We start from the raw sequence: 14,181 nt of genomic DNA on the forward strand, positions 1-14,181 counted from the left end.
TTGTTAAAGAGCTTTGCTGCGAGAGTTTCTCTCGAAGCGGAGGTGAATTCTAACGAGATAACGGAAAGAGTCAAACACTTTTTCAATTTCTTTTCTCAGAAGCTTTTACCTCTCTGACTAACGCTGAAGCCTTGCGGCGTCTGCTTTGTCAGTGGATGCGCATTATAGGTAACTGGATTTTATTGGCAAGCCTTTTTGCAAATTAATTCAGAAAAAGTGACTATCCGATGAAATTAGCAGCAATAAGGCAAAAAAGAGGGCTAAAAGCCCTCTTTTTCATCAGAGACATGATGCGCTATTAGATAAAAGCGTAAGCATCTGCAAACATTCTGTCGCTTCTCGCTTGCTTGTTTTGCGTAAATTGCTCACGTGCAGCACCAGCCATTTCAAAGCGACCTGCAATATAGATATCGAAATCTTCTAATACATCAAAATCTTCGCTTACCGCCTCTAGTACATTACCCACTTTGCCATCCCACTCATTCGGCGCTTGTTCAACAACCGGAATAAAGTGCACATTAGCGTATTGCTCAGATAAAGTGATCAGTTCATCTTTAGCGTAGAGTTGGCTGTTATCACGCGCTCCCCAATATAGATAGATTGGATTAGCTTTCTTTTGGGCGACACAATGATCCAAAATCGAGCGTACGTAACTAAAGCCTGTACCACCAGCAATCAATAATAAAGGACGTTCGCTCTCTTCTTTTACCCATGCATCACCATGAGGCGCATCAACAGTAATCGATGAGCCATCAGCCAAGGCTGTTTTCATTGCTTCAACTACTTCATGCGCGTAAGCATTTTGCTCCGCCGCACCGATATGCAGTTCAAGTTCCCCTTCATAGCGACAAGGGCTACTCGCAATTGAGAATGGACGCTTATCTTTATCGCCCATCACGACCATTAGGTATTGGCCCGCTTTAAAAGCAACTGGCTGTTCAGGGTGAAGCAGGATGCGATAGGTATTAGCGGCGAGTGACTCTATCGACTTTACTTTGCATTGAATACTCATGGTCTTCCTCTTACTTACTCTTCAAAAGTAAGGACTAAATTACTTTTTGTATACGCAAGGCATGAGAATATCCACCCTTGCTGTTGTTCTTGTTCGGTGAGCATCGGTTCCAGTTCATAGTGCACCTCTCCCGATACTTTTTTACACATGCACATCGCGCATGCACCAATCTGGCAACGATGAGGAAAGCTAATATTATTGTTGAGCGCGGCTTCCAATATCGTTTGCCCGACCGGGACTTTAAACGTCACTTGGCTAGGTAATAATGTAACTGTGTTTCCCATTACAGTCCTAATTGATGCCATATTGCATCGATTTTGTCGACCAACAGTGGATCTTTCTTAATGGGTATCCCCCACTCACGAGAAGCTTCATCACCGAGTTTATTGGTAGCATCCAAAGCAATGCGCCCAACATCAGCATCACGATCAAGCCTACTATCACGCGCAGGATCCATCCGAGTGGTCACAGCCCATATGACATCATTCCAATCGCGAATGTTCACATCATCATCGCATACTACGATAAACTTAGGATCGACCAGCGAAGATAAATGCGACCATATCGCAGCTATCACCTGTTGTCCTTCACCCGGATTTTGCTTATCAATCGAAACCAATACCATTTGCCCACATCGTGCACCTTGAGGCAGATAGATGTCACGAATGATTGGGTTCGCCAATTTTATCTGTTCAAGAATCGCATCTGGATCGAATAACTCACCTTTTGACTCAGCAACACTCGAGGCAAGTTCGGCTTGCCACTTTATCGTCGCATCCCAACCAATTTTTGACCCAAGCCCAACAACTGGTGAAGCAAAGTCCAACGAGTCAATCGGCGTATGCTCAATCAACAACGTGTCACGCACAGGATCCATGTTGCTAGTCATCGCTTGTACGACTTCATCCCAATCGCGCGCATTAACTGACTCATCACACACAATGACAAATTTGGTATACATGAATTGACGCAAGAAAGACCACACTCCCATCATCACGCGCTTAGCATGTCCAGGGTATTGTTTCTTCAGCGTCACAATCGCCATACGATATGAGCAGCCCTCAGGTGGTAAATAAAAATCTTCTATCTCGGGAAATTGCTTTTGCAAAATCGGAACAAAGACTTCATTTAATGCTACCCCCAATACCGCTGGCTCATCCGGCGGGCGACCAGTGTAAGTACTGTGGTAAATAGGTTGCTGACGCATAGTGATGTGCGTAATTGTAAAGACGTGATGTTTTTCTTTTTCGTTGTAGTAGCCAGTGTGATCGCCATACGGACCTTCATCAGCAAACTCTTGTGGATCGATATAACCTTCAAACACCATTTCAGCACTGGCTGGGACATCAAGGTCATTACTCAGTGATTTTACAACTTCAGTACGGCTGCCACGCAACAGCCCCGCAAATGCGTATTCCGATAAACTATCTGGAACAGGCGTCACCGCGCCAAGAATAGTTGCAGGATCGGCACCAAATGCCACCGAGACAGGGAATCGCTCTCCGGGATTTGTTTCCATCCAATCACGCAGATCTAACGCACCACCACGATGAGCAAGCCAACGCATGATGATCTTGTTTTTACCAATTTTTTGCTGGCGATAAATACCGAGATTCTGACGCTTTTTATTCGGCCCTTTGGTGATCGTTAAACCCCACGTAAGCAAAGGAGCAACATCGTCTTGCCAGCAACTCATCACCGGAATTTTATCAAGATCAATCTCTTCACCTTGCCAAACAATCTCCTGACAAGGTGCTTTACGTAAGCGTCTAGCGGGCATATTAAGAACTTGTTTAAAGACCGGCAGCTTATCAAGCGCATCTTTAAAACCACGCGGTGGCTCTGGCTCTTTCAAGTACGCCAGTAGTTTGCCAACTTCACGTAGCTCCTTCACCTCAGACCGTCCCATCCCAATCGCAACGCGTTCTGGTGTGCCAAATAAGTTGGTGAGTACCGGATAATCGTAACCAATCGGATTTTCAAACAACAAAGCAGGCCCGCCGGCACGTAGTACGCGGTCACTGATTTCTGTCATTTCATAATGGGGATCAATCGGGTGAGTAATGCGTTTTAATTTTCCAAGCTTCTCAAGCTGGTCAACAAATTCGCGCAAGTCCTTAAAACTCATAGTTCTTCTAATGGCTGGTTAAACTGCATGCAGTATATCAAACAAACAGAGATCTCCGATCCCTGTTTTATATATGGGTATTACGACTCTCTATTGACTAAGAACCTTCAAAATCGCACCACGCTTCACTTTTTTATCGTTAGATACCAGCTCAGATAACCATGTTGAATAACCTTGTTGAGCCAGTTGGCCAGCAACAAAAGAAACCTCATCATTATTGCTCATTCTGGTAACTAAAAACGCTTTAACTTCTTGGCTCATCGGCTTGATTCGTGTCAGTTCAGTCAGCGCTTGCTGGCGTAAATTGGGGTTATTGGCCGCTTGCATGATCTGCTGCTGAGCAAAGGTATCCCCTACTTTAGCCAACCGACTTAATTCATTCTGGCTATGATGATCAACTTTCATTAACCACACCAATTTATAGACCTGCGGATCTTCGCTCACTTGAGCTAGGCGAACCATAACTTCCGATGAAGGCAACCAACTCACGACAACTTCTTGAGTTAATTGCTGCACCAAAGAATCCACCGCATCTAAAGAGAGGCTATCAAGCTCGCGAACAAAAAGTTTTTCTCGCGTTTGACGCTGGTAATCCGACCCTTCCGTTAACCAATGGCGCAGTTCAAGCTCTTTTCGTTCAGCTTGCATAACAAAATCAAGGGTGGATTGATCTTGCTGCCAACGCTTAAGTAATCGACTCGCGATTGCTGGGAAGTTAAATGCAGGGATACTAAATTCGTAACCATCACCCCGCTCGAGAACTTGGTAAGTCGGCACCATTACTTTTTGTTGTTCAACAAAAATAGCCATTTTAGGGGTGAGGATAAACTCTTGCTGTTCGAGTTTTTGTAGCAATAGGTAACGTGCTACCTCTTGTTGAGGAAACGCTAATCTTTGTAGGGAAAAATTAAGACTGTCGAGATCATCCTCAACAACATGCAAGAGTAATTCAGCGACTTTGTCATGCATATGATCACTCTGTAGCCAGAGCTCTACCTTTTCAGGTGGCATTTCCGTCGCAACAGCATTGGTCATACCCAATGCCAATAATATGGATAGGAGAAGCGACGACAACATTCCTTGTTGCATGTTAACCTCCTTGTAACATTTGCATTCATTGTGCTCTTTGCCTAAATAGAATGCAAACAAAAACGCCACCGTAATGACGGTGGCGTTTTTTAAATAACGAAATTACTGGCGACGCATCGCATCGAAGAACTCATCGTTGGTCTTCGTCATCGCAAGTTTATCAATGAGGAATTCCATTGCATCTGTTTCGCCCATTGGGTGAACAATCTTACGCAGAATCCACATTTTTTGTAGTTCGTCAGTCTTAGTCAATAGCTCTTCACGACGAGTACCTGAACGGTTGAAATCAATCGCTGGGAATACACGCTTTTCAGCAATCTTACGGTTTAGGTGCAGTTCCATGTTACCTGTACCTTTAAACTCTTCGTAGATTACTTCATCCATCTTAGAACCAGTATCAACTAGTGCCGTTGCGATGATGGTTAAGCTACCGCCTTCTTCTACGTTACGTGCCGCACCGAAGAAACGCTTTGGACGATGCAGTGCGTTTGCATCCACACCACCCGTTAGAACTTTACCTGATGAAGGAACGACGGTGTTGTAAGCACGTGCTAGACGAGTAATCGAGTCAAGCAAGATAACCACGTCTTTCTTGTGTTCAACAAGACGTTTTGCTTTTTCGATAACCATTTCTGCCACTTGTACGTGACGAGACGCTGGTTCATCGAAGGTTGATGCAATCACTTCGCCTTTTACAAGACGTTGCATCTCAGTTACTTCTTCTGGACGTTCGTCGATAAGAAGTACCATTAATTCACATTCTGGGTGATTGTAAGCAATGCTTTGTGCAATATTTTGCAGCAACATTGTTTTACCCGCTTTTGGCGGAGCAACAATCAAACCACGTTGACCTTTACCAATTGGTGAAGCCAAATCGAGGATACGAGCCGTAATATCTTCTGTTGCGCCGTTACCACGTTCCATAACCATGCGCTCATTGGCATGCAGAGGAGTAAGGTTTTCGAACAGGATTTTGTTACGTGCGTTATCTGGCTTGTCGTGGTTTACCGTATTTACTTTAAGTAGAGCAAAGTAACGTTCGCCATCTTTTGGTGGGCGAATTTTTCCGGCAATCGAATCACCTGTACGTAGGTTGAAACGACGAATTTGACTTGGTGATACGTAGATATCGTCAGGACCAGCAAGGTAAGAGCTGTCTGCGCTACGAAGGAAACCAAAACCGTCTTGTAGAATTTCCAGAACCCCATCGCCAAAAATATCTTCACCGCTTTTTGCATGCGCTTTTAGGATGGCAAAGATGATGTCTTGTTTTCTTAGACGAGCAAGGTTTTCAAGGCCCAAGCTTTCGCCAAGTTTGACAAGATCAGAAACAGGTCTGTTCTTCAGTTCTGTTAGATTCATGGTGGTAGATGCTTGTTTAGTCAAAATAGGATCTGTTTTGTAGTTAAGATGGATTCGGTCTCTGGATCGACCAAGAAGAGAATACTTGTTTAATTTACGTGCGATAAATTAGCACTAAATACTAGCCTAGTCTATCTTTTGTTGCCGTTCAAAAACAAAACCGCACATTGATAAAAATGTACGGTTCTATTTAACAGCGAGTATTACAGATTAGCGTCCAAAAACTCTTTCAACTGAGTTTTAGACAGAGCGCCAACTTTCGTTGCTGCTACGCTACCATCTTTGAAGAGTAGTAACGTTGGAATACCGCGAATACCAAATTTTGGTGGCGTGCCAGCATTTTGATCGATATTTAGTTTACCGATAGTGAGCTTGCCTGCGTACTCTTCTGAGATTTCGTCAAGAATTGGGGCAATCATCTTACAAGGACCACACCATTCTGCCCAAAAATCAACAAGAACTGGGCCTGCAGCATTGATTACGTCGTTTTCAAAACCTTCATCAGTTAGCTGCAAAATATTATCACTCATCGTCCACTCCACTGTATTTTTCGGAACTGGTTGGATGATAACCAGTATTGAGATGCCCTATTGGAATGTATTTACTTTCGTATTGCAAGCTTAAGCTGATATTCTATAGCGATGAAAAAGACGCACATCACAGAGCAAAAGTTCGCCGATTTGGGGCTTAACCCCCAAGTTACCAAGGGTTTGGAGCAAAAAGGGTTCGAGTTTTGTACCCCTATCCAAGCACAGGCGTTGCCGGTCCTGCTCTCCGGCCGTGATATTGCAGGCCAGGCCCAAACGGGTACTGGTAAGACGTTAGCGTTCCTTACTGCTACTTTTAACCACCTACTGACGACACCTGAGCATGAAGGCCGCAAACCTAATCAGCCACGTGCCATCATCATGGCTCCAACTCGCGAGTTGGCGATTCAGATCTTTAATGATGCTGAACCGTTGATTGCTAGCACAGGCATCAAGGCGGCATTAGCTTACGGTGGCGAAAGCTACGAAAAGCAGGTGACCAAACTAGAGCAAGGCGTAGATATCTTAATTGGTACGACGGGTCGCATCATCGATTTCTACAAGCAACGCGTATTTAATCTAAACCACATTCAAGTTGTCGTATTAGATGAAGCGGATCGCATGTTTGACCTTGGCTTTATCAAGGACATTCGTTTCTTGTTCCGTCGTATGCCTGAGCCAAAAGAACGTTTGAACATGATGTTCTCAGCAACGCTATCGTACCGCGTGCAAGAATTAGCCTTCGAACACATGAATGAACCTGTACCAGTGGTTGTAGAACCAGAGCAAAAAACAGGTCACCGTATCCAAGAAGAACTGTTCTATCCTTCTAACGAAGATAAAATGGCGCTACTTCAAACGATTATTGAAGAAGAATGGCCAGATCGCGCGATCGTGTTTGCCAATACCAAGCATATGTGTGACTCAATTTGGGGTCATCTAGCGGCAGATAAGCACCGTGTTGGTCTATTAACAGGCGATGTTCCACAGAAAAAACGTGAGCGTATCCTTGAGCAATTTACTCGAGGTGAAGTTGACATTCTAGTCGCAACCGACGTTGCTGCTCGTGGTCTACACATCCCACAAGTAACACACGTATTTAACTACGATCTACCTGACGATTGTGAAGATTACGTACACCGCATCGGTCGTACTGGTCGTGCTGGCGCAAGTGGCCACTCAATCACATTTGCTTGTGAACAATACGCAATCAATCTTCCAGCGATCGAAGAGTACATCGAGCACACGATTCCTGTATCGGAATACGATTCGTCTGCTTTGATCCAAGATCTCCCAGCGCCGATCCGTCTGCGCACGCGTAACCAGCAACAACGTCGCACCAACACTGGTGGTTCTCGTTCTGGTAATCGCAAACCAAATCGCTCACGCCCACCGCGTCAACAAAAGGATTCTTAAGTCGCTATGAGCCAAGTTGTTCCATCGCCGCTTTACGCCGCTATCGACCTCGGGTCGAACAGTTTTCATATGCTCGTTGTGCGTCATATTGATGGCAGCGTTCAGACCATGGCTAAGATTAAGCGCAAGGTTCGCCTTGCTGCAGGGTTAAACGACAGTAATACGTTAAGCCAAGAAGCCATGCAAAGAGGTTGGGACTGCTTGAGTTTATTTGCAGAGCGACTGCAAGACATCCCACAAGAAAACATTCGTATTGTTGGTACCGCAACACTGCGCACCGCAACCAATGTGGATGTTTTCTTAGCGAAAGCCAACCAGATTCTTGGCTATAAAATAGACGTCATTTGTGGCGAAGAAGAAGCGGCTACCATTTATAAAGGTGTCGCCCATACATCCGGTGGCAGTGGCCGCCGTTTAGTGGTGGATATCGGCGGTGCGAGTACTGAACTGATCATTGGTGAGGGATTTGAAGCCAAAGCATTAACCAGCCTAAAAATGGGTTGTGTGACTTGGCTAGAGCGTCACTTTAAAGATCGTCAACTCACTACCCGTAACTTCGATCAAGCAATTGATGCGGCAAAAGCAACCTTAGACCCTATTTTACAGCAATACACTGAACTTGGTTGGGACGTTTGTGTGGGTGCCTCTGGCACTGTGCAAGCGTTACAAGAGATCATGCTGGCGCAAGGAATGGATGAGGTAATCACTCACGCCAAACTAAAGCGCCTGCAAAAACAAGCCATGCTTGCCGATCATTTAGAAGAGCTCGATATCGAGGGACTGACCCTCGAACGCGCTTTGGTCTTTCCAAGCGGCCTTTCTATTTTGATTGCGATTTTTGAACTACTCGACATCGAATCGATGACTTTGGCCGGCGGCGCACTGCGTGAAGGCTTGGTTTATGAAATGGTCGATGAGTTAAAACAAAATGACATTCGTGTGCGCACTATTGCCAGCGTGCAAAGTCGTTACCAAATTGATCAGCAATACGGTCAACAAGTTGCCTGCCTTGCCAAGCGTTTACTTAATCAGTGCGAAACGCAGTGGTTGGTCGAACCGCAAGCCAATGCCATGCTCGATACGGCAGCAAAACTGCATGAAATCGGTTTAGCGATCGATTTTAAGAAAGGTGGCGAACACGCCGCGTATTTACTGAAAAACTTAGATTTGCCAGGCTACACTCGTGCGCAAAAACATCTGCTCGCAGAATTGGTTCGCCGTTACCGAGAACAATTAAATTCCCTGCCTGAGCAGCACGCAATCTCAAGTGCTAGTGCTAAACGAATTCTACGACTATTACGTTTATCGGTTCTGCTAACCCACCGCCGCCAACAAGAGCTAGAGCCGCAAGTCACGTTGCAATCGGAAGGCGATAAGCTCTCTCTATTTGTCGATGCACAATGGCTAGCTAACAATCCGCTCACCGCGAGTGAGTTAGAGATTGAAGCAAACCGTCAAAGTGATATTGGCTGGCCACTTAGCATTATCAGCCGTTAGGTTCATCGCGAACCACCATAATAGCCAAAAGCTATAGCCAAGATGCAAAAAGCCCGCAAATCAATGCGGGCTTTTTTATTTTCATTGGTATCGCATTACCTAAGAAACTTTTTCTTCCGACCCCATCAATCGAAATTCGGGATTAACGGAGGTAAGTTTTTTCACTAGATAATTAAGTAGCACACCATACATTGGCACAAACAGACCAAGACTTATCACTAACTTAAAGCTGTAATCGACTAAAGCAATTTCCATCCAATGCTCAGCCATAAAAGGATCAGGGCTTTGATAGAATGCAACTGAGAAGAAAGCCAAAGTATCGATCGCATTACCAAACAAGGTAGAACAGGTTGGAGCAATCCACCACTGTTTCATTTGGCGTAAACGATTAAAGACTTGTACATCCAAAACTTGGCCAAGTAAGTAAGCCATAAAACTTGCTACCGCAATACGAGCAACAAACACATTGAACTCACCTAGATGACTAAAGCCTTGATACTGGCCTTCAAAGAAAACCACCGACAGTAAATACGAGACAACGAGCGCCGGTAACATCACCAAAAAGATGATCTTACGTGCCATTTGTGCACCAAAAATACGAACGGTTAAATCAGTTGCTAAGAAAATAAAAGGAAAAGTGAAAGCGCCCCACGTGGTGTGGAAACCAAAAATGGTAAATGGCAACTGAACCAAGTAATTGCTTGAGGCAATAATGATCAAGTGGAATAAAGCTAAATATAGAAGGGCGTTGCGCTGTTGCGCAGACGTAAAGTTACTCATGCGATACCTTTTTAGTTTGGTTTGGGGGTGAGGGAACCCAAATCGAATCCACCGAGTTATCTCAACGTGAGTAACCAAGCGAATACTTACCAACAATGTTTAAAAAATAAATGATTATTCGCTCTTATTGTTTAGAGCTATAACACCAAACAACAAGAGGCGGGCGATTATACATTAACCATTTTTGTCTGCAAGATGGATTTGTTATCGCAAAAATGGTGATGAGTCAGGCAAACTGAAACCTTGTTGGAATAAGCTTGCTAGGTAAGCCAACTCTGCTTGGCTGTTGCTCCCCGAGAGACTTTCAAACCAAACACTTTCACTGTAGTGCTCCGCTTTAAGAAACATTTGGCAATCTTCAAAATCAATCAACCAAGAATGAATATCCGCATCACACTGTTTTTCAATCACGCGGGCAGGCAACGCGGCGAGCAGTCTTTCGCCTAGGTATGGGAAGGAGTCAAAATCAAACCCCGGTGTATTCAGTATGATTCTTCCCTGCTCCGCTTGATACTCAATCAAACCAAATTCCATTTTATTAACCATGCTGAGTAATGTGTTCCTGTATTAAATCGAGGAATGGATCCGCGTACTTCTCTAACTTACGTTGACCCACACCATTTACCGCCAGCATCTCTCCATAAGAAGTTGGCAAGATCTCCGCCATATCAATCAAGGTGGCATCGCTGAAAACAACATAAGGTGGTAAACCATCTTCATCAGCAATCGATTTACGTAGTTTGCGTAATTTAGCGAACAGCTTCTTATCGTAATTCTTGCTGGTCAATTTGTCTGACTTCGCTGCGCGAGCTGCGGTATCTAAACGCGGTACCGCCAACTCAAGCGTCATCTCACCACGCAACAACGGCCGTGCTTCTTCGGTCAGCTGCAAGGTTGAGTTACGGGTGATATTTTGAAATAACAAGCCTTTATGAATTAACTGACGGAAAACACTTACCCAATAATCGTGGCTATGATCGCGGCCAAGACCATAGGTCGAGAGTTTATCGTGCCCTTGTTCGCGAATACGGATATTTTGCATCCCACGCAGCACTTCAACCACATAGCCAATGCCGAAACTTTGGTTCACGCGATACACGCACGACAATGCTTTTTGCGCTTCCTGAGTGGCATCGAAATGTTTTGGTGGGTCTAAACAAATATCGCAGTTACCACATGGCTTATCACGATATTCGCCAAAATAATTGAGCAGCACTTGGCGACGACAGGTTTGCGCTTCCGCAAAGGCGCTCATGGCATTGAGCTTATGCGCTTCAACCTGCTTTTGTGGCCCTTCATCTTTTTCATCCAACATGCGGCGTAGCCAACTGATATCAGCCGGGTCGTAAAGCATCACCGCTTCGGCAGGCAGGCCATCGCGCCCTGCTCGGCCTGTTTCTTGGTAGTACGATTCTATATTACGTGGAATATCAAAATGCGCGACAAAGCGTACGTTGGGTTTATTAATGCCCATACCAAAAGCCACAGTGGCAACCACGATTTGAATATCATCACGCTGAAAAGCTTCTTGTACGTAAGCGCGCTCATCGGCATCCATACCGGCATGATAACTAGCGGCACGAATATGGTTGTTACACAGTTTCTCCGTCACCATTTCGACTTTTTTACGGCTACCGCAATAGATAATACCGCAATGCCCTTTCTGGGTATCAAGATAACGGATGATTTGTGAAACCGGCTTATGTTTTTCCAACAAGGTGTAGCGGATATTTGGTCGGTCAAAACTGCCTAGGTAATTAAGCGGCTCAACCAACTGTAAGCGACTCACAATATCGTTGCGAGTGGCATCATCGGCCGTGGCCGTCAAAGCCATAAACGGCACATGTGGAAAATAGTGTTTGAGTTGACCTAATGAAGCGTACTCCGGGCGAAAATCATGGCCCCACTGCGAAATACAGTGCGCTTCATCGACCGCAATCATGCTCAGCGACACGCCTTGTAAACGCTCAATGAAATCACGCATCAGTACACGTTCTGGTGACACATAGACTAACTTGAGAGCACCAGAGTTCATGCGGTTGTAGACTGAAATCAGCTCTTCGCGCGGCATGCTCGAGTTAATACATTCAGCCGCAACCCCATCCGCTTTTAACTGATCAACCTGGTCTTTCATCAAAGAGATCAATGGTGATATCACCAAGGTTAAGCCCTCTCGCACCAAGGCTGGCACTTGATAACACAGTGACTTACCACCGCCTGTCGGCATGATCACAAGGCTATCTTTGCCTTGAATTGCCGCCTCAATCACTTGCTCTTGTCCTGAACGGAATTGTTGATAACCAAACACCTGTTCCAGCACGCTTTGTGCGGTGACAGTTATCTCATCGTCAGGTTGGGCTAAAAGTGTCGAGGTCATCTAGTATCTCAGTTACTCAGTGTGAGGTAAGTGGCACATTGTAGTGGGGAACGCTGGTGAATAAAACTGCAAATTGTTAGGCGTTTTATCAGGCCGCTTTTATACTGACCAATTCCCCTCCTTTTTAAACAGTTAGTGATCTTGTATGACTGAAGAAGAACTGCAACAACGGTCGCGCCAAGGCGTGCTGCTTGCTCTCGGCGCTTACACCATGTGGGGTATCGCACCGATTTACTTTAAATCACTCAGCACTGTTGCCCCGTTAGAAATCTTAAGCCACCGTGTAGTGTGGTCTTTTTTCTTACTTGCTGCCCTGCTCCATTTTGGCCGTCACTGGCACAGCGTCCGTGATGTGATGGCCGATAAACGTAAGATGGCCTATCTACTAACTTCTTCTATCTTAATTGGGTCGAATTGGCTGATTTTCATCTGGGCGGTCAACAGTAATCATATGCTGGATGCCAGTTTAGGTTACTTCATTAACCCATTAGTGAATGTCTTACTCGGCATGCTATTTTTGGGCGAACGTTTAAGGAAGTTGCAATGGCTCGCGGTGGCACTCGCCACTGGTGGCGTTCTGGTGCAACTCATGGCTTTTGGATCTCTGCCTATCGTCGCGATTGGACTGGCATGCTCCTTCGGCTTCTATGGCTTACTGCGTAAAAAAGTCAGTGTTAGTGCGCAAACTGGGTTGTTTGTTGAGACCTTAGTGTTATTGCCTGCAGCAGCCATTTATCTATTGTGGATTGCTGACTCTGCCACCTCAGACTTTAGCCTTAATCCAATGACTCTGAATCTATTATTGGTTTCTGCGGGAATAATAACGACGCTACCACTACTGTGCTTTACTGGTGCGGCGACACGCTTAAAACTATCCACCCTCGGCTTTTTCCAATATATCGGCCCAAGCTTAATGTTTTTACTTGCGGTATTGGTTTATGGCGAAGCCTTTAGTGTCGACAAAGCGCTCACTTTTGTCTTTATTTGGGGCGCCTTGTTGGTGTTTAGTTTTGATGGTTTACGTAATAACCGCCGAAATAAAAAAGCGCTGCAACGTTAATTTTATACAAGACAATCCAAAATAAGCTCGATAAGCTTGGTGAAACTTTCACCAAGCTTTTTTTCTATGGATCGCGTCAAATACAGCAACACCGTGAGTGAATCGATCAATTTGATTGATGCGCGTTATCGGCAGTTTGTTTTCCAACGTCACTATCATCTCGATTTTCACATTGGCCTGATAACCCAAGGTGAACAACGTTTCCATCATCAAGGAAAAAATCACCATGTTGGACAAGGGCATGTAGTGATTATGGCACCTGACGAACTGCATGATGGTAATTCGGTGCTAGAGCGTGGCTATCAAACCAAAGTCTTTGCGATTGATCCAAACTGGCTGACCCAGCTTGCTGAATATACCCAGCCAGAGCAGATATTGAGTTTTCGTCAGAGCATCATTGCCAACCCAGACATCTTTCAGCAACTCTATCAATTGCATTTACTGCTCGGCGATAACGGTCAATGCCAACTGGCGAAAGATTGCTTACCACTAGAGGGGCTAGAGCAACTGTTCACTCAGTTTGGCTATGGGCAACCCGAAAAAGCCTCGCCGTTAGGTCGCCAATCTATCGTCACCCTCAAGGAATTTATCCTGGCCCACCTCGATGAACCTATCCGTTTAGAGCAGTTGGCCAATTTGTGCCATCTCACTCCGACCCAGTTTCAACGTCATTTCAAACAAAAAATGGGCATCACCCCTTACGCTTGGCTCAGTCGACTACGCTTGGAGCAAGCAATGAAATTACTGCAACAAGGGCACAATGCCACCTATGTTGCCCACCATGTCGGCTTCTATGATCAAGCCCATTTCAGCAAAGCCTTCAAAAGCAACTTCGGTGTTCCACCAACACAGATCAGTGAGTGATCAAAATTTACAAGCCGACATCCCATCAAATAAGGATAATCAGGGTCATTATCGTTATCTAGAATCTTG

Annotated in this window: 13 protein-coding genes; 4 read left to right on the forward strand and 9 right to left on the reverse strand. The window is 45.1% G+C overall.

Features of this window, described 5'->3' with window-relative positions; all coding sequences use genetic code 11:
• Positions 1 to 298: 298 nt before the first annotated feature.
• The 6 genes from fre to trxA form a co-directional block, all read right to left on the reverse strand.
• Complete coding sequence (gene fre / locus RH86_RS13700; RefSeq protein WP_009386744.1) at positions 299 to 1,012, reverse strand: NAD(P)H-flavin reductase; 714 nt, start codon at positions 1,010 to 1,012, stop codon at positions 299 to 301.
• Between the two features lie 14 nt (positions 1,013 to 1,026).
• Positions 1,027 to 1,296 (reverse strand): 2Fe-2S iron-sulfur cluster-binding protein, encoded by a 270-nt coding sequence (locus RH86_RS13705; RefSeq protein WP_005594571.1) that lies wholly within the window; start codon positions 1,294 to 1,296, stop codon positions 1,027 to 1,029.
• Positions 1,296 to 3,140 carry a 4-hydroxy-3-polyprenylbenzoate decarboxylase gene (gene ubiD / locus RH86_RS13710; RefSeq protein WP_009386745.1) on the reverse strand — a complete coding sequence of 615 codons (1,845 nt, stop codon included), beginning with the start codon at positions 3,138 to 3,140 and terminating at the stop codon, positions 1,296 to 1,298. The genes RH86_RS13705 and ubiD overlap by 1 nt, the downstream gene beginning before the upstream one ends.
• Before the next feature lie 90 nt (positions 3,141 to 3,230).
• Positions 3,231 to 4,229 carry a hypothetical protein gene (locus tag RH86_RS13715; protein ID WP_009386746.1) on the reverse strand — a complete coding sequence of 333 codons (999 nt, stop codon included), beginning with the start codon at positions 4,227 to 4,229 and terminating at the stop codon, positions 3,231 to 3,233.
• 102 nt (positions 4,230 to 4,331) lie between these two features.
• Entirely contained in the window at positions 4,332 to 5,591 is a 1,260-nt protein-coding gene (gene rho / locus RH86_RS13720) for a transcription termination factor Rho (RefSeq protein ID WP_005594566.1), read from the reverse strand.
• A 203-nt stretch (positions 5,592 to 5,794) separates the two neighbouring features.
• Positions 5,795 to 6,121 carry a thioredoxin TrxA gene (gene trxA, locus RH86_RS13725; RefSeq protein ID WP_005594565.1) on the reverse strand — a complete coding sequence of 109 codons (327 nt, stop codon included), beginning with the start codon at positions 6,119 to 6,121 and terminating at the stop codon, positions 5,795 to 5,797.
• Positions 6,122 to 6,232: 111 nt separating this feature from the next.
• Here trxA and rhlB point away from each other — a divergent pair, with 111 nt between their 5' ends.
• Both rhlB and gppA read left to right on the forward strand, forming a co-directional pair.
• Positions 6,233 to 7,534: an ATP-dependent RNA helicase RhlB gene (rhlB, locus tag RH86_RS13730; RefSeq protein ID WP_005594562.1), complete on the forward strand. Its 1,302-nt coding sequence runs from the start codon at positions 6,233 to 6,235 to the stop codon at positions 7,532 to 7,534.
• A gap of 6 nt (positions 7,535 to 7,540) precedes the next feature.
• A complete protein-coding gene (gppA, locus tag RH86_RS13735) occupies positions 7,541 to 9,031 on the forward strand; it encodes a guanosine-5'-triphosphate,3'-diphosphate diphosphatase (protein ID WP_009386747.1) in 1,491 nt (496 codons plus the stop codon).
• 99 nt (positions 9,032 to 9,130) lie between these two features.
• Here the strand turns inward: gppA and RH86_RS13740 are convergent, their stop codons facing one another.
• The 3 genes from RH86_RS13740 to recQ form a co-directional block, all read right to left on the reverse strand.
• The gene (locus tag RH86_RS13740) at positions 9,131 to 9,811 is read right to left on the reverse strand and encodes a 7-cyano-7-deazaguanine/7-aminomethyl-7-deazaguanine transporter (protein WP_009386748.1); all 681 of its coding nucleotides are present in this window, start codon (positions 9,809 to 9,811) and stop codon (positions 9,131 to 9,133) included.
• A 204-nt stretch (positions 9,812 to 10,015) separates the two neighbouring features.
• Positions 10,016 to 10,357, reverse strand: coding sequence for a DUF3630 family protein (locus tag RH86_RS13745; protein WP_009386749.1), 342 nt, complete (start codon positions 10,355 to 10,357; stop codon positions 10,016 to 10,018).
• On the reverse strand, positions 10,350 to 12,188 hold the full coding sequence (recQ, locus tag RH86_RS13750; protein ID WP_009386750.1) for an ATP-dependent DNA helicase RecQ: 1,839 nt from the start codon (positions 12,186 to 12,188) through the stop codon (positions 10,350 to 10,352). Before recQ ends, RH86_RS13745 begins: the two co-directional genes overlap by 8 nt.
• Positions 12,189 to 12,333: 145 nt before the next feature.
• Here recQ and rarD point away from each other — a divergent pair, with 145 nt between their 5' ends.
• Entirely contained in the window at positions 12,334 to 13,248 is a 915-nt protein-coding gene (rarD, locus tag RH86_RS13755; protein WP_009386751.1) for an EamA family transporter RarD, read from the forward strand.
• Between the two features lie 66 nt (positions 13,249 to 13,314).
• Positions 13,315 to 14,112 carry an AraC family transcriptional regulator gene (locus tag RH86_RS13760; RefSeq protein ID WP_009386752.1) on the forward strand — a complete coding sequence of 266 codons (798 nt, stop codon included), beginning with the start codon at positions 13,315 to 13,317 and terminating at the stop codon, positions 14,110 to 14,112.
• The last annotated feature ends 69 nt before the right edge of the window (positions 14,113 to 14,181 follow it).

The sequence above is a fragment of the Vibrio sp. N418 genome (assembly GCF_000222565.1).
GTDB lineage: Bacteria > Pseudomonadota > Gammaproteobacteria > Enterobacterales > Vibrionaceae > Vibrio > Vibrio scophthalmi.

What these genes read in the sequence shown, in the direction of transcription:
- ubiD (WP_009386745.1), bottom strand. Translation starts at nt 3,140, where the DNA reads ATGAGTTTTAAGGACTTGCGCGAATTTGTTGACCAGCTTGAGAAGCTT.
- RH86_RS13715 (WP_009386746.1), bottom strand. Translation starts at nt 4,229, where the DNA reads ATGCAACAAGGAATGTTGTCGTCGCTTCTCCTATCCATATTATTGGCA.
- RH86_RS13760 (WP_009386752.1), top strand. Translation starts at nt 13,315, where the DNA reads ATGGATCGCGTCAAATACAGCAACACCGTGAGTGAATCGATCAATTTG.
- fre (WP_009386744.1), bottom strand. Translation starts at nt 1,012, where the DNA reads ATGAGTATTCAATGCAAAGTAAAGTCGATAGAGTCACTCGCCGCTAAT.
- rarD (WP_009386751.1), top strand. Translation starts at nt 12,334, where the DNA reads ATGACTGAAGAAGAACTGCAACAACGGTCGCGCCAAGGCGTGCTGCTT.
- rhlB (WP_005594562.1), top strand. Translation starts at nt 6,233, where the DNA reads ATGAAAAAGACGCACATCACAGAGCAAAAGTTCGCCGATTTGGGGCTT.
- recQ (WP_009386750.1), bottom strand. Translation starts at nt 12,188, where the DNA reads ATGACCTCGACACTTTTAGCCCAACCTGACGATGAGATAACTGTCACC.
- RH86_RS13740 (WP_009386748.1), bottom strand. Translation starts at nt 9,811, where the DNA reads ATGAGTAACTTTACGTCTGCGCAACAGCGCAACGCCCTTCTATATTTA.
- RH86_RS13705 (WP_005594571.1), bottom strand. Translation starts at nt 1,296, where the DNA reads ATGGGAAACACAGTTACATTATTACCTAGCCAAGTGACGTTTAAAGTC.
- RH86_RS13745 (WP_009386749.1), bottom strand. Translation starts at nt 10,357, where the DNA reads ATGGTTAATAAAATGGAATTTGGTTTGATTGAGTATCAAGCGGAGCAG.
- trxA (WP_005594565.1), bottom strand. Translation starts at nt 6,121, where the DNA reads ATGAGTGATAATATTTTGCAGCTAACTGATGAAGGTTTTGAAAACGAC.
- rho (WP_005594566.1), bottom strand. Translation starts at nt 5,591, where the DNA reads ATGAATCTAACAGAACTGAAGAACAGACCTGTTTCTGATCTTGTCAAA.
- gppA (WP_009386747.1), top strand. Translation starts at nt 7,541, where the DNA reads ATGAGCCAAGTTGTTCCATCGCCGCTTTACGCCGCTATCGACCTCGGG.